Source organism: Lysobacter sp. M2-1 (genome assembly GCF_022662495.1).
Lineage (GTDB): Bacteria > Pseudomonadota > Gammaproteobacteria > Xanthomonadales > Xanthomonadaceae > JAKPBU01.
The window spans coordinates 810981-836367 of sequence record NZ_JAKPBU010000001.1; the positions used below are offsets into that span (position 1 = coordinate 810981).

14 protein-coding genes and 1 pseudogene are annotated in these 25387 nt (G+C 65.7%); 1 reads left to right on the forward strand and 14 read right to left on the reverse strand.

Annotated elements, in window-relative coordinates:
* Positions 1–47: 47 nt before the first annotated feature.
* The 6 genes from MC375_RS03565 to arfB form a co-directional block, all read right to left on the reverse strand.
* A complete protein-coding gene (locus tag MC375_RS03565) occupies positions 48–1721 on the reverse strand; it encodes a UvrD-helicase domain-containing protein (protein ID WP_242101930.1) in 1674 nt (557 codons plus the stop codon).
* Positions 1718–3718, reverse strand: coding sequence for an AAA family ATPase (locus MC375_RS03570; protein WP_242101931.1), 2001 nt, complete (start codon positions 3716–3718; stop codon positions 1718–1720). The genes MC375_RS03565 and MC375_RS03570 overlap by 4 nt, the downstream gene beginning before the upstream one ends.
* A 138-nt stretch (positions 3719–3856) precedes the next feature.
* Entirely contained in the window at positions 3857–4603 is a 747-nt protein-coding gene (locus tag MC375_RS03575) for a hypothetical protein (RefSeq protein WP_242101932.1), read from the reverse strand.
* A 70-nt stretch (positions 4604–4673) separates the two neighbouring features.
* Positions 4674–10493 (reverse strand): alpha-2-macroglobulin, encoded by a 5820-nt coding sequence (locus MC375_RS03580; protein ID WP_242101933.1) that lies wholly within the window; start codon positions 10491–10493, stop codon positions 4674–4676.
* 119 nt (positions 10494–10612) lie between these two features.
* The gene (locus MC375_RS03585; RefSeq protein WP_242101934.1) at positions 10613–11218 is read right to left on the reverse strand and encodes a lysophospholipid acyltransferase family protein; all 606 of its coding nucleotides are present in this window, start codon (positions 11216–11218) and stop codon (positions 10613–10615) included.
* 10 nt (positions 11219–11228) lie between these two features.
* A complete protein-coding gene (arfB, locus tag MC375_RS03590; RefSeq protein WP_242101935.1) occupies positions 11229–11639 on the reverse strand; it encodes an alternative ribosome rescue aminoacyl-tRNA hydrolase ArfB in 411 nt (136 codons plus the stop codon).
* An 88-nt stretch (positions 11640–11727) separates the two neighbouring features.
* Between arfB and MC375_RS03595 the strand changes: the two genes are divergently transcribed.
* On the forward strand, positions 11728–12273 hold the full coding sequence (locus MC375_RS03595; RefSeq protein ID WP_242101936.1) for a hypothetical protein: 546 nt from the start codon (positions 11728–11730) through the stop codon (positions 12271–12273).
* Positions 12274–12320: 47 nt separating this feature from the next.
* Here MC375_RS03595 and MC375_RS03600 read toward each other — a convergent pair.
* From MC375_RS03600 to MC375_RS03635, 8 genes and pseudogenes are all read right to left on the reverse strand, one after another.
* Positions 12321–13040: pseudogene (locus MC375_RS03600) on the reverse strand (pseudouridine synthase); the annotation flags it as partial.
* 95 nt (positions 13041–13135) lie between these two features.
* On the reverse strand, positions 13136–14821 hold the full coding sequence (ubiB, locus tag MC375_RS03605) for a ubiquinone biosynthesis regulatory protein kinase UbiB (protein ID WP_242101937.1): 1686 nt from the start codon (positions 14819–14821) through the stop codon (positions 13136–13138).
* Positions 14818–15444, reverse strand: coding sequence for an SCP2 sterol-binding domain-containing protein (locus tag MC375_RS03610; RefSeq protein ID WP_242101938.1), 627 nt, complete (start codon positions 15442–15444; stop codon positions 14818–14820). The genes ubiB and MC375_RS03610 overlap by 4 nt, the downstream gene beginning before the upstream one ends.
* Positions 15445–15520: 76 nt before the next feature.
* Entirely contained in the window at positions 15521–16528 is a 1008-nt protein-coding gene (gene oleD, locus MC375_RS03615) for a 2-alkyl-3-oxoalkanoate reductase (protein ID WP_242101939.1), read from the reverse strand.
* The gene (gene oleC, locus MC375_RS03620) at positions 16525–18183 is read right to left on the reverse strand and encodes an olefin beta-lactone synthetase (RefSeq protein ID WP_242101940.1); all 1659 of its coding nucleotides are present in this window, start codon (positions 18181–18183) and stop codon (positions 16525–16527) included. The genes oleD and oleC overlap by 4 nt, the downstream gene beginning before the upstream one ends.
* A gap of 74 nt (positions 18184–18257) precedes the next feature.
* Positions 18258–19175, reverse strand: a complete 918-nt coding sequence (locus MC375_RS03625) for an alpha/beta fold hydrolase (protein ID WP_242101941.1) — start codon at positions 19173–19175, stop codon at positions 18258–18260.
* Between the two features lie 81 nt (positions 19176–19256).
* Positions 19257–19955, reverse strand: coding sequence for a phospholipase D-like domain-containing protein (locus MC375_RS03630; protein ID WP_242101942.1), 699 nt, complete (start codon positions 19953–19955; stop codon positions 19257–19259).
* A gap of 29 nt (positions 19956–19984) precedes the next feature.
* Positions 19985–25345 carry a DNA repair ATPase gene (locus MC375_RS03635; RefSeq protein WP_242101943.1) on the reverse strand — a complete coding sequence of 1787 codons (5361 nt, stop codon included), beginning with the start codon at positions 25343–25345 and terminating at the stop codon, positions 19985–19987.
* Positions 25346–25387 lie beyond the last annotated feature (42 nt).

Sequence of the window (25387 nt, forward strand, 5' to 3'; positions counted from 1 at the left end):
ATCTTAGGGCGTCGAGGGAGTTGAGGATCTAGGCCCGAATCTAGGTATCAGATCGCGACAGCTTCAGAACCGAACAACGCCTCCATCCGTGTCCGATCGCCATCACCAACATGGGCCACGATGAGCTTGTCCTTGGCCCGCGAACAGCAGACGTAAAAAAGATTCCTCGTGCGCTTCAGCCGAGCGTCGCTAGTGTCGACTCCGGCCAAGAGATTGCCGAATGAGTACTGGTTCCAGTTGGCCCCGGCGTCGTCCAGAATTACTAAGACATTTTGGAACTCGTCACCCTTAACGCCGTGCTTGGTGGAGTAAGGCAGATGATTTTTCAGAACTGCGTGATAGTTGCTGAACTCCCGGTACGGACGAGCAAGCAGGGTCGCCATAAAGGTTTGATGCTTCGCTTCGGGCGTTTCGGGTTCCGCGGGTTTAGCTTCGCCGGACAGTGCTATTTCGAGGTCGTCCAGAAGAATCAGCAGTCTGGTCTCCCGGACATGTTGCAAGACTTGCCCGATGGTCACGTCACCTTCCGCCATAGCCGCCAGCTTATCTAGCGCAGCCGTTGTGCGGGCCTTTTCGTCGGCGGATGCAAGGCTTTTTCCTGACTTGGCAAGAAGCGCGACCGTCGCCCCAACCTTACCAGCCCGCCACCGCTCGATGACGGTATCGATATCTGACGCGAGAAACTGCGCAATAGGGTCTTCGCCCGCTTGGAAGCGCTCCTTCGCGAAGCCTCCACGATCGTTATACGCCGACCAGAGACCCTCATAGTCAGCCTTCCGGGCGATGAGCCTGTGGGTGAGAAACAACACCTTCAACTCCCCTTCAATTTCCCAGCCGAAGGTCTCTCGAATTTTCGCAAGAGCTGCGTCCGTGATGTCTGTGGCTGAGTCGATCCCGGCTAAGTTGACGTACACAGCGACGCCATCGGCATTGTCGCCAGCCGGAACCTGCTGGATATCGGTTCTCACCTTATTGAGAATCCCAATGACCGCTTTGGAGCAGCGATAGTTCTCTTCCTTCTTGATGATCACAAGCTGCGCTTGCCGGGCGTCGGATAGTTCGCCAACGCCGTCCGGGTAGATGCTCTGAACCTTGTCACCAAAGAATCCAATCAAGGGACGCGGATTGGCCGCCATGAGGTAGTCGAGAAGGATCTCGATCACGTCTATATGCGTGTCCTGATACTCGTCGACGAAAATGAATGGATAGCGCGCTGCGACGACTCTGGAGAGCATTGGGTGAGAGCGGAACATGACTTTGGCAACGCCGAGGAGATCATCGTGGTAGATGCGACCCTCCAAGAAGTTCGCGCCGCGATCCGAATAGGTGACGCTGGGAACGCCCTTTAGCGCTTCTTCCAGTTCCGCTTGATCCTGCTTTCGCCGGCTCTTGTCTGGCAGCTCCGCATTGAATGTCAGGAGCGCGGGCTTCAGTTCCTTTCTGAAAGGCTTGATGGCTCCCCAGAGGAAGTCGTGGATCGTCGAGACCTCAAAGAGCGGGTCGTGATCTGTCCGTTCGATGATCTCGTTCTTGGCGACGTTCGTGAAGGTGATACAGGCTACGCGTTGGCCGTCTTTGACCAGCTTCTTTCGCTCGGGTCCGCGAATGTAATCGAGCGCACGGACGAGGGAGGATGTTTTACCCGAGCCTGCCCCGGCGTCGATCAGAAAGCTCTGACGCCCTTCTAGACATTCGAAGATCTTCTTATCCGCCTCAGTCATACGTTGGCTCGATACTGAGCGAGCCAGACTAGGCCATCTTGGATGTATTTCGGGGTCGACCAGCCAGGGGTAGAGATCAGGTCGAGCGCAAAATCGACCTTTCCGAGCTTTCCGCTCAGTTCCCATGCGTCTGCCAGAAGATCCCTGTCTACCGACTTCTTAAGTGGTGTGGCGGTGGCCGTGAGCGTCGCATGATTATCCGTCAACCATTGGAAGTTGGCATAGATGAAGGCTTCCTCAAATGAGCGTCCGCAATGCCCACCTTCTTCGACCTGATAGGCGACCCGGATGGCTCCTTGCATCTTCGCGGCATCATCGCAGGCGAGCAGATCGGCGACCGCGGTCTTTCCAGGCAGCCAGTCCCGAAGACCGATATTGCTCGTGCGCTTCCCGTCGGAAACCTTGCACTTCTCGGAGTTGTCATCGACCGAGTCCAGGTCGGTGATGATCAGCGTTGGAATGCCGAGGAAGTCGATCAATGGCTTGAACTTGTGCGCGTAAGCCCCGCCTATCTCCGAAATGCTGATGTATTGGCTGGAGAAGTCGCCGCAGCCTTCGAGCTTGGAACAAGCCTCCACCATAAGTGGCATGAGGAGACGCTCCACCTGCCCTTCGATGAAGATGGCCTTGTCCGCGAAGAACAGGTCGCAATGCGTGAGCCGGATGTAGCGGCGCAGGAAGTCGAGGACGCCCGGCATGGTCGCCGGCAGTGGCAACTTCGACAGGTCTTTTACAATGACCTCCCTCCCTGCGCGCCTGAAGTGCCGCACCGGCTCGAACTCGGATTGAGCGATCATGTGAGAGGAATGGGTGGAAAGGATAACTTGCGCTGTCGTGCCCCCGTCGCCTTCCAGCGCCTTGGAAATCTCGCTGATGAAGACCGTCTGCATTTGCGGGTGGAGGTGAGCCTCCGGCTCCTCGATCGCAATAATGTGAACTCGTGGCTTCTCATCGGACGCGGTTTCCAGTGCGGCCCGAAAGGATTCCAGTTGTAAGACGATGTAGATGAGGTTCTTGTAGCCGAGTCCGTTGTACTTCTCCGGCAGCTCGAACTCCTCGATCACCCCTTCACGCCCGGCGTGCTGGCTGGCATAGAAGATGCGGGCATTGTCGCGATAGATTGTTTCGGCGCTCATTTGGGCACGAACACGGAGGTCAGGAGCCGACTGACCTTGCGGATAGCCAAAGCTCTGGAGACGAGTTGTAAGACGACCGAAGGCCGTGCCGTACTTTTGAGTGAGGTCATCCGCGCTAACCATGAGTGCATTCTCGATCGCCTGATACCCGGCCGCGTCATCTACCTTGTAGAAGCGCGTGTAGTGATCGTGCAGTAGCTTTGAGAGTTTTGCCGATCGACTCGTTTCGTCGTCGTCCACGTGCCGTTGCGCCGGCACGACATCGATCTTCAAAATTCTCCTGAGTGGACCGATGTCGTCGAGCTCGACGACCTCCGAACCGTCAGCAGACACCTTGTAGTAGGTGCGCTCGTAGTAGTGGCTGAAAGACCCTTTCAGGAAATCGCGAAGGGATTGCTCCGGGACCGCTCGGGCTTCAAATTCGTCTACGAGCTGCTTGGCCTTCTTGACACCATAGTCGATACGCAAACGAACCTGGTTGGTCCCCGCTGTGAGATCCATAAGCAGGTCCGTCGCGGCGATCAAGTCGGCGGCGTCATCTGTATAAGAGAAGGTCAGATCGATCCGCATGCGGGGCGCGAGCCTTCTGACGATCTCAGCTTTTACTGTGCCGTCAGCCGCCTTCGCAAGGAGCGCCTCGATCCTCTTGAAGTCTTTGTGGCGGAGCTGGGACAGATCATGGAACGACACGTCCGGCGCCTTCGCGCCTGTCATGCCAAACAACCGCAAGGCGTCCATGACCGATGTCTTACCGCTGTTGTTCGGACCCACAAGGATCGTGGTCGTCTTCTCTTTCGCCAAGTCGATCGAGAGCCGTCTCAGGAGCCGAAAATTCCGGATCGAGATTGTTTCAAGCCGCATGACGCCGCCCCATGAACGCGCTCCATCCCGTGCCAAGCACGGCCGTAAGATTGGTCACAAAATTTGTGAGCGGACAACAGCAGTCAGATTACCAATTCAAGATCTGTACTTTGACTACGGTTCCCACTCATGAATGTGTTAAACGACATCGCTTCTGGCAACTGAAGCGTTGGGGTGGCCACTTGGAAATATTTGATCTAGTCGAGCATTCAGATTGGTAACGTACTCTTTAACGTCATGATCCTTTGGACTTCCGTTCTTGCTGAGCTCCCAGATGATCCACGTTGCAATGTTTGAGACTTGCTCAGCGTTTGATGCTCTAAAGAATGCAAATCTCCACTCTACGCCTACATCCAGTTCCGGATGGTAGGTAGGAGCTTCAATCTTTCCGGATGGATGTACAGCCAAGTCTCTAAATCTGTAAATTTCCTTTAGATTGCCCCGAATCGCTTTTACAGCTTGAGGTTTAAGATTGAACGCGCGGCGCAAGACTTCCGTGACCTGCGAGTAGCGCGAAGTCCTTGTGGTGCGCCACTTCTTCAGCATGGAAGGAGGTATCAAGACGTGCTGCACAAGAATGGAATAAAACGCATCCAAAGCGATCGCCGAAGCCATGACTGCTTGCATGGAGAATTCAAATTCTCGCTCTAAAGCGGCCGCCTTTGCGTCTTCATCGGACTCCTTCCATACTTTCTCGCGATTCTTTCTCGCTTCCACTGATTTATCTGTGTGCTGTAAAGCCAGCTCCATCCATGTCGGACAAACGTCAAAACGAACATGCAGGGTCAAACTCTTTATCGTAAATCGCTCTTCTTCTGTGCCTATAACCATTCCACCAATAGGCACTCGAAGTGTCATTCCGCGAGAGATGAAGATGCCCGGCACGATGATTCACTCGCGATAAAACGAATAAAGTTCGCTATAACAGGCTAGACCAAGGACGCAAACTGTTTTGTCATCTTGTTGTCTCACCGACCTCGATGGTTTGACCGCCTTCACCTTGCGCATACACCCCCCGCTCATACATCGCCTCCGCATACACCGGCGGCACGGCGAACTTGCCGGCGTTGCCGGCGCGGATCCTGTACTTGAACTCCTGCATGCCGCTGCCGACGTTGCCGTAGAGCAACACGCGGTCCTCGCGCGGTTCGACGTGTTCGGGAACGAAGCTGCTGCCGGGTAGCGCGAGGGTGGGGGCGACCGGTTCGTCGCCGCAGTCTTCGCAGTCGGCGTCGTTGGCCGGCGGCGGGGTCTGCATCACCACTTCGAAACCGCCGGGCAGCAGGTCGACGATGGCGACGTCGCTGTAGGCGCGGTTGCCCAGCGCGCGCACGCGCAGGCGCACGGTGACTTCGCCGCCGATGGGCAGCTGCGTGACCGGCTTGCCGGCGGCGTCCAGGTACTCGCGCACCAGTTCGATGCCCTGGTCCTGCACCGCGGGCGACGGGGTGCGGTCGAAGCCGTTCTGGGTCAACGCGTACCAGGCGGTGGTGTTCTGCGCCGGCAGCACGCGCAGCGCGCGGTCGCCTGCGTTGAATGCACCTGCGCGCAGCAGGCCCGACACTTCGCCGATGGCGCGCGCCTTGTTGGCGGCGTCGGTGGCCTGCAATCCGGGCATGGTGCCCGGCCTGCCGCCGCGCGCTTCCAGCGCCAGCAGGGTCAGCGCGGACGACAGCGTGTTGTAGCGGTCGCTGCGCAGCGGTTCGAGCAGGCGCGCGATGGCGGTGCCGGTGATGCGCGCGGCGAGCTGCGGGAAGTGCTTGTGCAGCAGGTACACGCTCCAGCCCTGCGCGATGTCGGCGTCGTAGTACTCGACGAAGCCGGGCGCCACCGCCGACGCCTTCGCATTCGCGCGTTTCAGCGCGGCCTCGGCCAGCGGCGCCGCGGCAGCGTCCTGCTGCAGCAGCTGGTAGCTGGCGGCGATGAACAGCGCGGTGGCATCGTCCTGCTTCCAGGTCTTGGGATGGCTGGCCTCTAGCTGTTCGCGCACGGCGCTGAGCAGGTTGCCGGCGCTGCGGCCCTGGCGGACCAACAGGTACACCGCCATGGCGCGCGCACGCAGCTGCGGCAGCGTGGTCAGCGCGCGGTCGCCAGCCAGCGATTGCAGCCAGGCGTTCGCCGCATCCAGCGTATTCGACGGCACCGCGACGCCGCGCTCGCGCGCTTCGACCAGGTACAGCGCGCCGTAGGCCGACACGAACGGATCGACCTCGGGCGTGGAGCTCCAGCTGCCGAAGCCGCCTTCGCCGTTCTGCCGCGTGCGCAGCGCGTCCAGCGCGCGCGCGCTGCCCTGGGCGCCAGCCCCACGCAGCAGCCCGAACTCGGGATGCGAGGCGTCGACCAGCGCCGGGATGCCGGCGCTCACCAGCTGCTCGGTGCACAGGTGCGGATAGTCGGCCAGATACGCCGCGATTCCGTCGATCGCCACCAGCGGCGAGGACGATGCGGCGATCCGGCGCTTGGCCAGTTCCGGGAACATCGCGCGCAGCGGCTCGATCGCGTATGGCTTCGACGTGAAGCCGACGCGCAGGTCCTGGCGCAGGTGCACGGCCGGGCGGATCGAAACCTCGATCCTGCGCTGCGCGGCGTAGCGGCCAGACCTGGCGCTGATGCCGACGGCGAATGCACCAAGCCGCTGGCCCGCGCGCAGGCGCAGGCGTGCGGTGGCTTCGCGCCCCGGTGCGAGCTGCAGCGTGGCGTTCGCCGGGCCGACCAGGCTCAACCCCCGCGGCAACGACAGCGCCACGGTCACCGGCAGCGTCGCCTTGCCGCCGGCCACCGTGTTGGCGACGCCGATCGGCAGCTCGAACTCGTCGCCCGGCGCCAGGTGCGTGGGCAACGTGGGCGTGAGCACGAAGTCGCCGCGCGCGATCGCCGTGGTCTGGGCGATGCCTACGCGCGCGGGCGTCACCGCGATCGCGACCACGCGATAGCTGCCGTTGAAGTGGTCGGGCAGGCGGAAGCGCACGGTGCGTTCGCCGTCGATGTCCATCGGTCCGGACCACCAGACCGCCGGCTTCTCTGCCTTGCGCTTGAACGGGTTGAGGTTCTTCGCAAGATCGCCGCTGCCGTCGCCGCCCGGCGCGGAGCGGCCGACCAGGCGGCTGAACTCGGGCAGGATCAGGTCGAGGATCTGCGCGGTGTCCACCTGCAGCATCTTCTTGGCGAAGAAGGTGTCCAGCGGATCGGCCACCTTGTAGCGCGCGACCTGCAGGATGCCCTCGTCCACCGCAAACGCGACCACGCGCGCCTTGCCCTGGGTGGTGATGGTGAGCGGGACCTCGGCACCGGGTTTTGAAACCTTCGGCAGGCGGATCGACAGCGGCTGCTTGCGCGCGCTGCGGTCGATCCAGAACGGCGCCACGCCGTAGGACAGCGGGCTCATGAACACTTCGTCCGAATCCGGGTTGCGGACGAACTGCACGTTGACGTAGGCGTTGCCTTCCAGGCCCTCGGGCACGCGGATCTTCTGCACCGAGCTGTTGCTGTCCGCCTTGAACCAGGCGTGGGCATAGACCTTGTCGCGCTCGATCGTGATCAGTCCGGCGCCCGGATACGGGGCGCGCACGCTGATCTCGATCTCCTCGCCCGGCTTGTAGTTGTCCTTCGACAGCGACAGGGTCAGTTCCGCGTTGCGTTCCAGGTCGCGGGTCAGGTTGGCCTGCCCGGCCACGCTGTAGTCGACCCGGTTGAGTGCGAGGCCCTTGCCATCGCGGATTTCCAGGCGCCAGTCGCCGGGCTTGTCGGTCGGCAGCGTGTAGCTGCGCGGTTTACCGGCGAAGTCGAACGCGGTTTCGCTGCGGTCGTCCAGGCGCAATTGCGAGACGTATTTGTAAAGCCCGGAGTTCTGCTTGGTCAGCACCGAGACGTGGCGCCGCTCCACCAGCACCGCGCGCAGCCCCTGCGTCCGGATCGGTTTCGCGTCCGGACCGATGGCCACCAGCTGTGCGCTGCGCTGACTGCCGCGCTTGACGTAGCCCAGCTCATCGTCGCGCTTGATGCCGATGAGATAGGGGTTGTCGGACACCAGCGTGGTCGCGCTGGCGGCCACGTTGCGGCCGCTGCTCGGCTCGAACGTGCGCACCAACAGGCTGAGCTGGTAGGTGGCGCGGTCGTACTTCTCCAGGCCCAGCGGAATTTCGGCATCGCCCTGCGCATTGGTCTTGGCATCGGGCAGGCTGTCGTCGTAACCGTCCTTGGCGCGCTGCGGATCGTAGAAGTCCCAGCCCTTCCAGCTGGCGAAGTCGGGGAAGGCGGGGCGCAGCACCACGCTGGCTTCGACCTTGCGGTCCTGCGCGGGCGTGCCGAATAGGTTCTCGGCGTGGACCAGCGCCTTCAGCCCGGCCGGCTTGACCCAGCCTTCGGCCACCTGCTGGGAGAAGCGCGCCTGCACGCGCATCGTATCCGGCGCGAACTCGCGCACCTGGACCGTGGTGCTGCCGATCTCGGTGCGTTCGTCGTTCTTGCCGATCAAGTACAGCTGCGCGGTCCAGGTGCCGCTGGGGGCGGCGTCGGAAGGCGTGTAATCGAAAGTCTCGAAGCCGACATCGCCCAGCGAAAGCCGCTCGCGCCGCGCGATGGTGCCGCGCGGGTCGGTGATCAGCAGTTCCAGCGGCAGGCCCGCCAGCGGACGGCTCCAGTCGGCGGCGCGCACGATCATGCCCAGGTGCACGGTGTCGCCGGGCCGGTACAGGCCGCGGTCGGAGAACAGCGAGGCCTTGAGCTCGCCGGATTCGAGCGCGTTGTCCTCGCCGCCGATGTCGAAGCGCGAGTAGTCGAGCACCCGGCCTTCGGCATCCAGCGGCAGGAACGACAGGTCGCCGCCCTGCTCCACGGTGAGCATCACCGCCTGCTTCTCGCGCTTGAACGGCTGCAGCGTGGGCAGGCGGGCGCGGCCGTCGGTGTCGGTGGTGGCGGTGACCAGGGTCGAGCCGTTGCGGCCCACCGCGCGCACCGTAGCGCCCGACACCGGCGTGCCCGTGGCGATGGACTGCACGAACACGTCGCGGCTGCCATCCAGGGCGCGCTTGGCCAGCACGCCCAGGTCGGTGAGCACCACCAGGCGGCGGTCGTACTCGGAGCCCGCGTCGTCGGCGAGGGTTTCGCTCGCGGGCTTGGCGGCATCGTAGTCGCTCAGATCGCGCAGGCTCAGCAGGAACACGCCGCGCCGGCCCTCGGCCAGGAACGGGCCCAGGTCGATGCCTTCGTAGCGGGTCTTGGCCGGATCGCCCGGCGGGAAACGCAGCCGCGTTTCCTCGCGCTCGACCAGGCTGTCCTCGGACAGGTAATCGAAGCTGGGTTTGGCGTAGTCGCCACCGTTGTTCTGCACCAGCTGATGCAGCGCGCCGGGCAGCACGCGCGCCACTTCCAGGCGCATGCCGGACACGTTGCGTGCGGCCACGCTGACCCGGCGCTCGCCGCGCAGCGACAGCAGCGCGCCTTCGCCGACGAAGCGCAGCAGCTCCGGATACGGCGGCACCCGCAGCACTTCGAACTTGTTCTGGCCGAGGATGAAACCGCCGAAGGACTTCAGCCCCTTGGCCACGCGCACATGCACGAAACGGTTCGGCGGTGCCTTGTAGCGGAAGCCGTGGGTCTCGATGAACTCGCGCTCGGACGGCACCGCCGTGAGCGGGAGCAGCGGCGATTGCGCGAGCACGGTCTCGTCCACGTCGGCCGTCGACCAGTAGTGGCCGGGGCGACGCTCGGCGGGCGGCTTGCGCGGGTCGGCGTCGGGCAGCAGGCGCACTTCGATCGCGCGCGCCACGTCGCTGTCGCGCATGGCCTGGTTGAAGCCGAACACCAGGACCTGCTCGGGTTCGTAGCGGTCGTTCTCGGCCAGCGTGGCCTCGATGCTGTCGACGCTGACGCTATAGAGCGTGGGCAGGGCGACCGTGGCGGTCAGCGGGTCCTGCGTGCCCTCGCCGCCGAGCGTGCTGCGTACGCCTTCGTCCACCTCCAGCACCAGCTTGCCGCCGTTCTCCGGCAACTCGAGCGGGGCCGAATGGACCCAGGCCTTGAGCCGGTGCTCGTCGAAGGTGAGCGTCTTGCCTGGCGCCGGCAGCGCGCGGCCACCACCGTCGGCATAGGCGAAGCCCAGCTGCGCTTCGAGCGATGCGGCGTCGACCGGATGCGAGAAGCCCAGCGCGTAGACGGCCTTCTTGAGATTGGGATCCTGAGGGTCCTGGTAGAACTCGGCGCTGGCGACTTCGGCCTTGAACGGCGCGGTGCTGAATTCGAATTCGTCCTGCGCCAGCTTCACCTTCGGCGCGATCGCGGCCCTGGCATCGAGCGCGATGGTGAACGCGGTGCCGATCGGCCAATCCTTGGCGGGCGTGAACACCAGAGTGCGGTCGTCGCTCCACAGCCACTGGCCCGGATGTGCCGGTGCGAGCGTGACGCCCTTCGGCGCCTTGCCCACCAGCGCGATCGGCGCGACCGGCCCGGCGAAACGCAGGCGCAGCGGCGAGAACACGGGCGGGGTCTTGGTGTAGTCGGTGATCTCCGGGGCCGAGACCTCGGCCGTGACCGCATCCGGATCGATCACCTTCGGCCGGTTGGCCCACCACAGGCCGAGCAACAGCAGCAGCGAGATCGCCAGCGCGCCGCCCCACCAGCGCATCGGTTGCGCCTGCACCCGCGTGCGCAGCGCGCCGGTCCATGCCGGCGGCTGCCAGTCGATGCTGCCGAAGACCGCATGCGCACCTGCGGACGCGCGCTGGCGCCAGCGGCGTGCGCCGGCCGAGTCGGATCCTTGTGACTCCCCGTGTTCCATTGCATCCCCGCGCGATCCGGACCGAGCCCGCACCGCGGCCCCATGGGCCGTGATGCGCTCGCCAGCATCACGTCAAGCTTCGCACAAACCGGACACGGCAGTCGGCCGCCGGTCCGGGCCTAGACGTCGTGGTTGCGGCCCTGCGACACCTCGCGATACCAAGCCTGGATGCGGGCGATGTCGGCCTGCATGTCGTCCCCGGCGTGGAACAGCGGGCCGATGCCGACCACGCGCTGGCCGTAGTGGAAGTAGGCGGGCAGGATCGGCACGTCGGCGGCCTTGGCGATCTTCCAGAACCCGGTCTTCCAGCGCTCGACCTGTTTGCGCGTGCCTTCCGGTGCCAGGCCGTACCAGAACCGGGGGTTGCTGCGGATCAGCGCCACCGACTGCTCGACCACGCCGCGCGCCTTGCTGCGGTCGACCGGGATGATGCCCATGCGCCGCAGCACCGTGCCCAGCAAGGGAATGCGGAATAGCGAGTCCTTGCCCAGGATGCGGATGTCGAGCCCCAGGGCGAGCTTCGCGCACAGCCCCCATACCCCATCCCAGTTCGAGGAATGCGGCGCGCCGATCAGCACCAGTTTCGGGATGTCGGGGAAGCTGCCCACCATGCGCCAGCCGCCCAGGCGCAAGACCGTGCGCCCCAGCCAGCGCGTGAACGCATTCGGGCGCACGCGCGGGGCGTTGGGCGGCAACTGCAGCACCACGTCTGTTGCTTCGGCCATGCCGTGTCCTTCAGTCCCAGTCGCGGCTCGCGCGGCCGCGCTTGATCGTACTGCTGCGGCGCTTGGCATCCAGCCGGCGTTCCTTGGATGCGCGCGAGGGACGCGTCGCGACGCGCGGCTTGGGCGCGTGCAGGCCGGCTTCGATGAACGCATGCAGGCGCTCGCGCGCGTCCTGGCGGTTGCGCTCCTGGGTGCGGAAGCGCTGGGCGTTGATCACGAACACGCCATCGTCGGTCATGCGCCGGTCGCGCTTCGCCAGCAGCCGCTCGCGCACCGCCTCGGGCAGGGACGGCGAGCGCGCCACATCGAAGCGCAGCTCCACCGCGGTCGCGACCTTGTTCACGTTCTGCCCGCCCGGACCGGAGGCACGCACGAAACGCTCGATCAGTTCGGCGTCTGGAATGGTGAGGGATGGGGGCATCGACGACTCCTGACACCAGTGTACGGGCTGGATTGACGCTCCCGCTGGCGCGCGGGATCATGCCAGCACGACTCAAGGAGGATTCGTCATGCCGAGCACGCACCCACGCGCTCGCCGCCGCAGGGCCGCCCGGCGCGCCATCCCGGCTTTGCTGGCGATCCTGGCGACGGCCCAGGTCGCGATCGCACAGGATCCCGCCTATGTCGACAGCCCTGCAGGCCGTGTGCTCGATCCGGCGCGCGCGGATGGCGGTTCTATTCCGCCCGCGGATCCGCAGATGCCGCGGCCCGGAACTGGCGCCGGAACCGGGAGCGAGCAGGCTGCGTTGCTCCAGATGCAGATCGAGTTGACGCAACAGGCGATGGCCAGCGCGCGCGAGCAGGAGGCATCCGATGCCGCGCAGATGCAGGCAGCTGCCGCGGCGACCGGTCAGCCTGGCACGTCTCCCACGCCGATGCAGCAGGTCGGCAGCGGGCTGCTCCAGGATGCGGGCGGCCTGATCGACTCGGGGATACAACGGCAGATCGATGGATCGAACGGGAGCGCGATCGTGGCGCCGCCCTACCCGCAGTCGGGACTGTCGGGGCCAGGCCAGTTCGATCCGCTGGCCCCTCCTGCAACCGGCACCTGGTAGGGGCTCCCCTGTAGCTGATCCAGCCCCGGACCGGTTGCGTCCCGGGTTTCGAACAGGGCCAATGCCAGCGCGAGCTGCACGTCGAGCGGCGCGATCGCGCAAACCCGCGAGCCGGTCACCGGATGCACAAAGGCCAGCCGCTCGGCATGCAGCAGCATCCGATGGATCCCGAGCATACGGAAACTGCGGTTGTGGCGCCCGTCGCCGTGGCTGGTGTCGCCGATCAGATGGTGCGACATGTGTTTCAGGTGCCTGCGGATCTGGCGGAAGCGGCCGGTGTGCGGACGCGCGCGCAGCAGGGCGTAGCGCGACGTCGCGAACCCCTGCGACGCGATCGCAAGCTCGGTCGTTGCCAGACACTCGAACTCGGTGATCGCCGGTTTCTTGACCGGCTTGCCCGGGCCGCCGTCGAGCGGATGGTCGACGACGAAATGAGGTTCCGGCCATCCGCGGCAGACGGCCAGATAGTCCTTCTCGAAGATCCGCGCGGATTGCGCCTCTTCATCAACCCCCGAATCGAGGCCGTTGGCCATCACCATCCGCCCCAACGCGGACGCGGTGTCACGATCGAACGCCAGCAGCAGGCAGCCGCTGGTGGCGCGATCGAGGCGGTGGACGAGGAAGATCGGGCAGCCGAACTGTTCACGCAGACGGTCGGCGGCGAAATCGGTTTCGCCGCGCGCAAGTGCGCTGTCGTGGACCATCAGTCCTGCGGGCTTGTCGACAATGGCAAGGAACGCGTCGCGATAGAGGACCGACAGGTCCATGGCCTGCGTCCCACCAGCCGAACTGGCGGCTGGACTGCGATCGTTCTCGAACGGCCGGCCGCGCGTGTCCATGGCGCGCTGCGGCGCGGCGTGCATCATCGCCTGCGCGTTTTGTCGCGGCGCGGCCATGCCGCCAGCAGCGCCCACAGTCCACCGATGCCGGCGATCCAGGCCGAGACCGGCAGCGACAGCAGCCGGGGTCCGGCGGCTTCGAGCGCATACAGCACTGCCGCCGCGATCAGCAGCCCGGTGCCCAGCACCGCGGCGACCACGCGCTTCTGGCCTTCGCGCGCCACCCGCGCCAGCTCGGCGAGGTCGCGCGAACGCATCTGCAGTTCGTGCCGGCCTTCGACCTGCTGGGTGAGCCAGGCATGCAGCAGCCGCGGCATGTCCGGCGCATGCGTGATCAGTTCCGGCAGGCGCTTGCGGAACTCGGCGGCCAGGCGCTGCGGGCTGTAGCGCTCCACCAGGATGCGCTCGAGCACCGGCCGCGCCACCGCCCAGATGTCGAGCTTCGGATCCAGCTGCCGGCCCACGCCCTCGATGTTGAGCAGCGTCTTCTGCAGCAGGATCAGTTGCGGCTGCAGGGTCAGCTCGTAGCGCTGCGCGGTGCGGAACAGTTTCATCAGCACTTCGGCCAGCGAGATCTCGCTCAGCGGCCGGGTGAAGTACGGCTCGCAGACGCCGCGCGTCGCCGCTTCCAGCTCGTCGATGCGGATGTGCGAGGGCATCCATCCTGCCTGCACGTGCAGTTCGGCGATGCGCCGGTAGTCGCGGTTGAAGATCGCCATGAAGTTCTCGGCGAGGTAGTACTGATCCTCGCTCGAGAGCTGGCCCATGATGCCGAAATCCAGGGCGATGAAGCGCGGATTGTCCTTGCGCGTCGCATCGACCCAGATGTTGCCGGCGTGGGCGTCGGCGTGGAAGAAATTGTCGCGGAACACCTGGGTGTAGAACACACGCACGCCCTTGGCCGCAAGCGCCTTGCGGTCGATCCCGGCGGCGTCCAGCGCCACGATGTCGTCGCTGGGGATGCCATGCACGCGCTCCATGGTCAGCGCGCGCTCGGCGGTATGCGACCAGATGACTTCTGGCACGTACAGATCGGGCGAGTCCAGCCAGAAACGCCGCAGCACCGAAGCGTTGGCGCCTTCGCGCTGCAGGTCGAGTTCGGCGGCCAGCGTGTGCCGGATCTCGGCCACGATCTCGCGCGGACGGATCTTGTCGGCGCTGGGATGGGTGCGATCGACGATGCCGGCGATGTTGCTCAGCAAGGCGATGTCGGCGGCGACCTGGCGCTCGATGCCGGGCCGCAGCACCTTGACCACGACCTCGCGTGCCGGCGCGCCGTCCGTCGCCGCCAACACCGCTGCGTGTACCTGTGCGATCGAGGCCGACGCCAGCGGCGTGGTGTCGAAGGCCGTGAACGCTTCGCTGACCGGACGCCCAAGCGCCTGTTCCACGATTCTGCGTGCGGCTTCGCCATCGAATGGGGCTACCCGATCCTGCAGCAGCGCGAGCTCGTCGGCCACGTCCGGCGGCACCAGGTCGCGCCGGGTGGACAGGATCTGGCCGAACTTGACGAAGATCGGGCCCAGTTCCTGCAGCGCCATGCGCAAGCGCACGCCGCGTGGCATCGCCTCGACCTCGGCCGAAGCGCGCGGCACGAACGGCCGCATCAGCCTCAGCCAGCGCTCGGCCGGCGTATCGTCCAGCAGCGCATCCAGCCGATACCGCAACAGCACCCGGCCGATGCGCGCTGCGCGCAGCAGGGAACTCACTTGCCAGCCCCGAGTCGGGCAACGCGTGCGGCCATGCGTTCGACATCGTCGCGAAGCGCGTCCACATCGTCGTGGAACGCTTCGAGCTCGGCCTTCGGCACGATGTCGCGCGATTCCTCGGTCAGGTATTCGGCCGCCACTTCGGCGCTGTTGCCGGCGAACGTCCTGGCCTGCCGCAACGCTGCGGCGAAGGCATTGGCGACCTGCACCCCGATCACGTCGCCGAGCACCGCCGCGAACGGCCGCTGCCAGTCGGGGTCGAAATTCGCGGCCAGCTTCTGCAGCCGCCGCGCGAGCTCCGCATCGCCTTCGATCCGCAGCTTGCCCACCGGCGGCGCGGCGTCGTTGCGAAAGAACGGCAGCTGCGAGAGCAGGCCGCCGAGCGTGCTGCGCACCGACAGGTCGGGTTCGCCTTGCGTGGCGACCGGGCCGACCGCCAGGCGTTCATCCTCGACCGTCACCTGCAGTGCCATCGCGGGCGATTCGAGCCGGATCGCGATCCGCTGCCCTTCCAGCGCAGCCACCGCGCGCTGCGCTTCCTCGTCCAGCGACACGGCCCGGTTGAGCGCGGCTTCCAGCGCGCGACCGGCAAGGGGCTTCCAGCTGAGTGGCGCGGTATTCATGCGGGCATTGTAGGGCGCCGCGATCGGCCCCGACTGCCGTGCCGCTCCAACGCGCCGCAGCGCGCCAGGAGACCCATCAACCGCGCGATGTTCTCCCCCGGAAAGTTTCCGCCAGGCGCCCCAGCCCCTCCGCCATCGACACCCACGGCACATAGCCGAAATCACGCGTTGCAGGGGCCATGTCGTACCAATGCGCAGTACTCAACTGCTCCGCCAGGAAGCGCGTCATCGGCGGTTCGCCGCGCAGGCGCAGCAGCGGCCACAGCGTTTCGCAGGCCGCCCCGATCGCGTAAGCCACACCGAAGGGCAGGGTCTTGTGCACCTCGGGTGCACCGGCGGCACGCAGCAGGGCGTTGAGCAGCTCGCGCATCGGCATCGGTTCGCCGTTGCTGATGAAGTAGGCACGGCCCGCACAGGATGCGCCGGGAGCAAGGTGCTCGAAGGCGTCGAAGTGGGCCTGCGCGGCATTGTCGATATAGGTGCAGTCGACCAGGTTGTCGCCGCTGCCGACGATCCGCAGCCGCCCGCTGCGCGCGCGCTCGACCAGGCGCGGCAGGATCTGGTTGTCGCCCGGACCCCAGATCAGGCGCGGGCGCAGCGCGATGGTCGCCAGCGACGCATCATTGGCGGCCAGCACCGCCTGCTCGGCGATCAGCTTGGTGATCGCATACGGCGCCTTGAACCCCGATCCGTAGGGCACGCTGTCGGCCGTGCCGCCTTCGACCGGATGGGTCGCGCGATGGGTCACGCTCGGCGTCGAGGTGTAGACGAGCCTGCCGATACGGCGTGCGCGGCAGGCATCGAGCACGTTCTGCGTGCCGAGCACATTGGCCCGGTGATAGTCCTCGTACGCGCCCCATGCGCCCGCCTTTGCGGCATTGTGGAAGACCGCTTCGGCGCCGTCCGTCGCCGCCATCACGGCGTCGCGATCGGCCAGATCGCCGCGCAGCTGGCGCACGCCCAGCGCCTCGAGTTCCGGGTAATGGCCGCGATTGAAGCTGGCGACTTCGTGGCCGCGCGCGACCAGCCCGCGACACAGGGCCTGGCCGAGGAAACCGCCTCCTCCGGTGACCAGGATCTTCAAGCGCCCCCTCCCCCGGCCAAGGACTGTTTCGCCGCCCATGCCGCCAGCTTCTCGCGGCCGATCTTGGCGTTGTGGCGGATATCGACGGGAAACGGCTTCGGATAGCGCAGGAAACGCGCGACCTTCGCGGTGTGTACCTGGCCGTCGGCGAGGTGCCGCAGCTCCGAGGCGATGCGCGGCCACTGCGCGGCATCGACGCCCGATTCCAGTTCGACGCACAGCACCGGCAGCTGCGCACCTGGTTGCCCCACGCCCACCAGCGCAGTACGCCGGACGTGCGGATGGGTGTTGAACACCGGCTCCACCTGCTCGGTGCACAGCGTCGTCGATCCATCCACGACCACGCGCTGCGACTTGCGTCCGCAGAACCACAGCCGGCCTTCGCCATCGATCCAGCCCAGGTCGCCCATGCGGTGGACGATGCGGCCGCCGCCATTGGAGCGCTCGCGGATCTTAGCCAGGCGCGTCTGCGCGTCGCGATGGAAGTAGCTGTCGGTCGCCGTCGGTCCGGCCACGGTGATCTCGCCGACCTGTCCAGGCTTCAACTCGACGGCGTCGCCCCAGGTTTCGATGGGGGCATCGGTGATCGCGATGATCCGCACCTCGTTCGGCGGCACCGGCCTGCCGACGCAGGTGCCGCGACCGCGCTCGGTGTCTTCGCGCGTCCGGCTCAACTCACGGCCCTCGATGACCGCGACCGGCAGGCATTCGGTCGCACCGTAGGGCGTCCAGAATTGCGCGTCGTCAGGCAGCAGCGACTGCATCCTTGCCACCACGTCGGCCGGTACCGGCGCGCCGGCGGAGGTGATGCGCCTGACCGTGGGCAACGGCGCGCCATGCTCGGCCAGCACCCGCATCAGCGCGGGCGAGCCGAACAGCTGATCCACGCCGAAACGGGCGATGGCCGCGTGCAGCTTGCGCGGATCGGCCTTCGCGGGTCGGGTGGGATCCATGTCGGGGATGATCGAAGTCAACCCCAGCGCTGGGTCGAACAGCGCGAACGGCGGGAAGGTCGGCAGGTCGACCCCGCCGGGCGCGAAGCCGAACGCGCTGCGCATCATGTCGATCTGGGCGACGAAATGGCGATGGCGATAGACCACGCCCTTGGGCACCCCGGTCGAGCCGCTGGTGAACAGGATCGCGGCCACTTCGTCCGGCGCGGTGTCGGCGAGCTGCGCCGTTGCGCCGGCGCCACTGCGCTCGACTTCGGCCAACGTGGTGTCGGCCAGCCAGGCGCGTGCGCCGGTGGTAACGCGGATCCGCGCCGAGCGCGCCCATCTCAAAAGCATGCGCGCGAGGTGCGCCAGCGGAATGCCGATGAACGCCTCCGGCTGCGCCTCGTCTAGGCACTGCTTGAGCGCCCGTTTGTCGATGCCCGGGTCCACCAGCACCGGCACCGCACCGGCCTTGAACAGCGCGAACATCAGCAGGAAGAACTCTGGCGTCGGCCGCACCATCACCACTGCGCGCGTGCCACGCACGATGCCGGATCTGATCAGGCCTGCGGCAATGGCGTCGCTGCGCGCATCCAGCTGCGCGTAGGTGAGCGCGATGTCGTAGCGCCCGCCGCGCCCTGGGCAGCGCATCGCCACCTGGTCGGGGCGTTCGCGCGCCAGCCGCGGCAGCGCGGCGGCGATGTTGCACGGCTCGCTCATGTATTCATTGTAGGTCGGGCCTACGTGGCTGACGCTTGATTGCCGCGCATGCGCGTCGGGGACGTAGCCCCCACCTACAGCGGATTCGCATCGAGGAATGCCCGGATCGCCGGCACCAGCACTGAGTGCTTGTCCTCCAGGACGTAATGGTTCGCGTCCTCGAACGCGTGGACTTCGGCGCGCGGCAAGGCACGGGCGAAACCTTCCAGGAAGTGCCGGTCGAACACGAAGTCGCGCAATCCCCAGCCGATGAAGGCCGGTCGGTCGGCGAATTCGGGCAGCCGGCGCCCCGCCTGCTCCACCAGATCCCACGCACGATCGCCGGCAGCCAGCGGGATGTCCTGCATGAAACGCAGGGTCGCGATCCGGTGCGCCCAGTTGTCGTATGGCGCCACGTAGGCGCGTCGCACGGCGCGCGGCATCCGCCGCTCCACGCCGACGAACGAAGCCCCCGACGAGAACGCATTGAACGCACGGATGATGAAGCCGCCGAACCTCGAATCGCGGCCCAGCGACAGCTGCCACGGCATCGGCTTCGCCGCCGGCAGGGGGAACGCGGCGGTATTGGTGATGACCAGTCGCCGCACCTGGGCGGCGTGCGCCAACGCCCAGCCGAAGCCGATCATCCCGCCCCAGTCGTGTACCGCCAGCGTCACCGGCGTTGCATCGTCGATGCCTGCGTGCCGCAGCAATGCTTCCAGGTCGTCGATCCGCGACTGCAGCGTGTAGTCGTAGCGCGGCGATGCGGTGTTCGCATCGTCCGGCTTGTCGCTCAGCCCCATCCCGACATGGTCCGGCACGATGCAGCGGTACCTGTCGGACAGCCCGGACACCAGATGCCGCCAGTAATAGCTCCACGACGGATTGCCATGCAGCATGACAACCACCTCACCCGCGCGCGGGCCTTCGTCGAGGTACGACATCGCGATGCCGGGCCGCACTTCGAAACGCCGCGGCGTGAATGGATAGTCCGGGAGAAGCGGTGGGTTCATCGAGACGGGCTTAAAGACACGGACGGGCATCGGGCAGGACCGCAAAGGATACGGCAGGCGAACATCCGCATTGGCAGCGTGTCAGCTCAGGCCGCTGCCTGCGAACTCCGCCCACAGCGCATCGAAGCGTCCGGCGAACCAGCCCACCAGCTTCGCGTCGTCGGTGACCACCAGGTTCTCCTCGTTGCGGTCGGTGGCGCTACGAGTCCAGTTGAAGCTGCCGTTGGCCAGCAGACGGCCGTCGAACAGGGCGAACTTGTGGTGCATGTGGAAGGGAGTGTCATCCAGACGCACGGCGATCCCGGCGCGGTGCAGGCGAGCGACGTCGCTGCCTTCGTCGAAGCGCTTTTCGTTGTCGGTGAGTACACGCACCAGGACCCCACGCGCATGACAGTCCAGGATCTCCTGGGCCAGGCGGTCGTCGGAAATGGTGAACACGCAGATGTCCAGGCTGCGCCGTGCAGAGCGACACAGCTCGCGCAGCTTGCGCAGGCAGGCATCGCCGGGGGCGAAATAGGCTTGCGAAACCGTGGGCGACGGGGTCGCGGCGGCATCGAGCGTCTTCACCACCTGTTCCAGCCAGTGGAGCGCCTCGAGCGTACGTGCGGGCTGTTCGAGCATCAGCTCGCGGGCAAGGTCAAAGGCGCGGTTGCGCAGGTAGCGCACCCTGTCGATACCGGCGCCGGCGCCGATCTCGCGCAGTCCGAATTTCTCGCCATTGTCCAGCGACAGGTCGGCGAAGGTTTCACGAAGCCTGCGATCGAGTTCGACGAATTCCATGGAGAATGCCAGCCTGGTCGCAACCCGCGCTACCGCGCCAGTCGGCCTTCCAGCCGATCGGCGAACTCGTTGAGCGCACGCTGCAGTTCGCGCTGCTGCTCGGTCATCGCGGCGCGCGTGGGCGCATCGGCGACGTCGCGCTCGCCGAATTTGCGGAACAGGTCCACCAGCGCCTCGTTGAGCCGCACCTGACGTTCGGCATTGTCCTGCAGCCGCCCGACCAGTGGATCGAAGGCCTGCCGCAGCGAGGGACCGAGTTCTTCCAGCAGCGGGCCGAAATCGGTCGCAGCTGCTTTTGCCACCGGCTTGGCTTGCGCCTTGGCGACGCGTTCGAGCAGGACCAGCAGTTCTTCCCACGGTGCTGGCGCGGGCGCGACCTCCTTCTGCAGCGCCGATCGGCTGGCGGCCGCATCCAGGCCACGCACGCTTTCCACCAGATCGTTGAGCTGCGCGACCACGCGCGTGCCCACGTCGGCATCGCCCGCACCCATGGCCTTGTTGCGGGCGAAGTCGCGCTTGATCTGCGTCCAGCGCGCCTGCTCGGCCTCGGTCATGGTGCCGCGCAACTCGCCCAGCTTCAGCAGGTTTTCTTCCGCCCCGCTGGTGAGCAACTGCGCCTCGCCCAGGTAGTGGTCGGTCAGCAGTTGCTGCAGCTCATCCGCGTTCATCACCGGCGAGATCTTCTCGGCCAGCTTGTTCATGTTGCGATAGCTGCCCTGCAGCTTGAACGGCGGCTCGATGCGGTAGTCGTTGGCCTGCGCCGCGCTTGCGATGTACTGCTGGTTGACCTTGTAGACCACCTCGCGCACCTGCAGCAGGCGTTCGAGCGTGGCCACGATCTCGTTCACCTCCGCCCCGCTGTAGGCATGGCCAAGCGCATTGGCGGAGAACGACTTGCCCTGGGCCTTGTCGACCAGCTTGTACAGGTCGCCCATGTCGCGCGTGGCCAATGGCGCCAGCACCGGGTTGGAGGTCAGGCTGTTTTCGATGTAGCTGAGCTTGAACGCATCCTCCATGCCGCCGAGTACGTCGCCAAGATTGTAGATGTCGGCGCGGTTGGCGAGCATGTCGGGAATCTTGAACACCTCGCCGGACTCGGTGTAGGGGTTGCCCGCCATCACCACGCAGAACTTCCTGCCGCGCAGGTCGTAGGTGCAGGTACGGCCGTTCCACACGCCCTCGATCCGGCGCGTGCCGTCGCACAGCGAAATGAACTTCTGCAGAAACTCCGGATGCGTATGCTGGATGTCGTCCACGTACAGCATCACGTTGTTGCCCATCTCCAGCGCCAGGTTGAGCTTTTCCAGCTCCTGGCGCGAGGTGGCGTCGGGTGCCTGTGCAGGATCGAGCGATCGCACTTCGTGGCCCAGCGCGGGACCGTTGATCTTCATGAAAACCAGGCCCAAGCGGTGCGCCACGTATTCCATCAACGTGGTCTTGCCGTAGCCGGGCGGTGAGATCAGCATCAGCAGGCCCATCAGGTCGCTGCGCTTGCCTTCGCCGGCCGTGCCCATCTGCTTGGCGAGGTTGTCGCCGATGACGCCCAGATAGACGTCGTTGATCAGCTTGTTGCGCACGAACGAGCTCAAGGGTCGCGGCTTGAACTCCTCCAGCCGCAGGCGCCTGCGCTCGCGCGCGATGATCTGCTGCCGCAGCGCCTGGTAGCGCTGGAAACCGGGTACGAACGATTCGCGATGACGGCGCACGCGCGCCGACCAGTCGTCCACGGACAATTGCATGCGCCCTTCGACGATGCGCGGATGCTCGCCAAGCAGGCCTGTCACATGCGCATCCAGGTCGCTCTCGGTCGCCTTCGACGCGAAACGCGTATCGAGCACCAGCCATGCGGCGGCCTCGGCGGCATAGGGGGCGTGCCTGGCGAATTCGGACCGGCGTGCCAACGCCTCGACCCAGTGCATGGCCAGCGCCCAGCGTGCACCGATGCGCCCGTCGAGTCCCTCCAGCGCGGCGGAAAGGCCTTTCCACATGTGCGCAGCATCCAGTTTTTCCCGCAGTGCACTCGCAAGTTGGCTGGCGTAGCGGCTGAACACGAATTGTGGATGTTCCGCGGACAGCACCTGCACCAGATACTCGGCTGCACGCGGCATGAGCGATGGATCGATTGCCACCGCATGTCCGCTCGCGAAGGTTTCCATGGCCACCGCGACTTCCGCGCGCAACGCGCGCAGGCCATCGTCGCCGCCCAGCAGGTGTTGGATGTCGGCAGAGGTCCGGGCGCGTTCCGGCCACAACCCTGCGTCCTTCTCTTCAGCGACCTGTGACCAGTAGAGCGCCGCCCACGCCCGCGCAACTGGTTCGAATACCAGCGGTCCCGCGCTTGCGCGCAACGGCAGTAGCGCCTGCAGGATCAGCGCCGCATCGTGATCGTGAATGCCCTTTTCGTAGCCTTCGCGGTAGCGCGGCGCGGCGAAGTCCCGGAGCGTGCGTACCAGCGCTTCGGGCTGTGCGAGCTGCTGATGCAGCAGATCCAGGGTCAGGCCATCGCGATTCGCCTCTGCCGCTTCGATGATCAGTCCGGCCAGGTACTCGCCACGGTAGAGCTGCGGCGATTCCGAATCCAGCGATACCCCCCAGTACCCGCGCGCGGCATCGAGTTGGGGATCGTGCAGCGGCTCGAAGAAGTCGGTGCCGGTCAGGTGCAGGTTCAGCGCCTCGCCGCGCGGCAACAGCGTGAGGTCGAGCTCCTGCGAGTTGACGCTGAAGCGGTGGCGCGGGCCGAGCTTGATGACCTGGCCGCCTTCCTCGAAAAGCTCGCTGCGGTCGCGCAACGAGCGCACCGCCTGGTCCCGCGCGCCCTTCAAGCGCGCTTCGACGTCGTCGGCCTTGACGCTGTCCTTGAGCGCGCGCAGGCGATCGGCCAGTTCGCGCAACTTGAGGATGAGCGGGTCGCCGGCGAAGAAGGCATTGAGTTCGTCGGCGTTGGCCAAGCGCGCGGTGCGGCGGCCCAGGCCATCGAGGATGCGGGTGGCTGCATCCATCACCGCCTGCGCCTTGCGCTGGCGCTCATCGAGCAGGGCCTGCTTGTGACTATCGAAGGTTTCGAGCAGTTCCTCGCGCTTGGACAGGATGTCGCCGAGGAACGCCTCGTGCTCGCCGAACTGGCTCTCCAGCTCCTCCAGCTGCACCATCAGGCGTGAGAGCTGCTCGTCGGCCTTCTCCGGGTCACTGGCCAGCGCGAGCGCGTTGGCGATGCCCTGACCGAACAGGGTGAACTGCGCGCCGAATTGGGCCACGGATTCGGCCGAACCCAGTTGCCTGCGGCGCTGGTCGGCACGCGCCTTGGCCTGGTTGAGCTTGGCGTAGATCTCCGAGATCGCCTCGACCACGCGGGTGCGCTGGGTGGCGTCGTCCACCTTCAGCGTCGCCATCAGGCCGGAAAGCATGTCCAGGTCGGTCGACAACCGCTGCATCCGCGCCAATGGGTCTGCGAGCTGCGTCACGCTGCTGGCGGCCTGCGCCAGCGCATCGAGCGCCTGCAGCGTCTCCGATAGCGGCGCCAACGCCTTCGGATTCGCCAGGAATGCCCCGGTGGCGGCACCGATGCGTTCGTGCGCCGCAACCAGCGCCTGTTCCATCGCATCGATGGCGGAGGTATCGATATAACGGTACTCGCGGATGGTCAGCAGGTGGCCACGTTGCGCGGTCAGTGCGTTCAGCGCCTCGACGAAGGGCTGGACGGTGTCCCAGTTCTCCGGTTGCAGGCCGTGGAGCAGCGCTTTTTGCCGCACCTGCGCCTCACGCATGGCTGCGTCGGACTGGACCCGGATGCCTTCGACCTTCTCGTACTCGTCCAGCACAGCCTCGGCGGTCGATGCGATCTCGTGCAGGAGCGGCGCCACCCCGCCCGCCTCCGCGTCGCCGAACCAGTGGTGCGCGTCGAACAGCCGCCGGGTGTCTTGCGTCAGCAAGCCGTAACGCTGCGCCGATATTTCGCTGGACTCGATCTGCCGGCTCAGGCTGATCAGTTCCGACACGCCACGCACCAACTCGGCGTTGCCGATGCGGCCCATGAAGCTGTTGCCAGGCGGTTGCGCGGCCGCATGCTCCTCGCTCGCGTACGGCGTCTGCCACACCTGCATCGGATGGACACGGGTGGGCTCGTCGCTCTCGCTGGCGAAGATCACCATGCGCCCATCCGCGAGCCGCGCATAACCGTGACCCAATACCGGCGTCTGCAGGCGCCGTTCGATCAGGTTGTAGGTGAACAGCGCCACACGGCCCTGCTCGGGCTCGTAGAACACGTACAAAACGTCTTCGCCGTTGGGCGAGCGCAGGCTACGCTTGAAGCGCATGCCGTCCATCGCCTGGTCGAAGCGCTTGTGTTCGCCATTCTGCAGGTAGTAGCCGCCCGGGAAGACGATGCCGTGGTCCTCTGGCAACTGCAGGCAGGCCAGGCCAATCTCGTCGACGCGCAACACCTTGCGGGTGAGCGTGTTGTAGACGAGATACCGCCACTGTTCCTCACGGTAGGGCAAGACCTTGAGCAGAACCAGGCTGCCCACGCGCGCGAACTCCAGCTGCGCGTCGTCCAGCGATTGGGTCTTGTCCACCACCGGTTCGCGATAGATGCCATGCCCGTCCTCGGTGTTGTTCTCGACCTTGATCGTCAGGTCGCCGCCGAGGGTTTCGACGAAGACTGCGTCGAGAATGTTCAGATGAGGGTGGCGACCGTGGACCACCATCTCGCGGGTGGCCCGGCTCCACTCGAAGTCGTACTTCGCAGGCAGCGCGATGTCACGCTCGCCGCGGTTGTCGATGTAGTTCACCTCGCCTTCCGACGAAACCGACCAGCGGAATACGCGCAAGTCGGTGATGCGCTCACCGATCTGGAAAGCCGCCAGCAGCTGGCCGTCCTTGACCATCAGCTGGAGCAGGCGGGTGTGCTTGTAGTAGGCGTAAAGTTCGCGGAAGTCCTGTATGAAACCGGGCGCATCAAGGAAGGTTCCCTCAGGGTCAATCGGAGTAACGTCATAGCCCTCCGATCCCCGCACCAGGCGATAAAGGGAGAACACGTCGGTGGTTGCGGTTTCCTTCTTCAGCCCCAGAAACACGTTGTATCCGAAAAGCAGCAGGTCGCCGACCTGGACGATGTCACGTGCGACGCAATTGTTCTCGGTACGGATTCGGAAGCGACCGACCACTTCCATCCGGCTGCTGCCGAACTCGGCCAGACGGCGTTCGTTGAGCGACTTGGCGAGAGACCGCAGGCGCCGTCCCTGCTCACCCAGGCGTTTGCTGAGCACCTCGTAGGCGCCGCCCTGGGCGACGGCCTGGTCCAGGACCTGCATCGCCGGCGTGCTCTCGGGATCCTGCGTCGCTCCCCCCGGACTGACCGGGGCTGAGTCGGCGCCTGGCTTGTTCTCCACCATCCTTGACTCCGTGCCTGACTATTGCGCTGGTGCGCGCCGGAT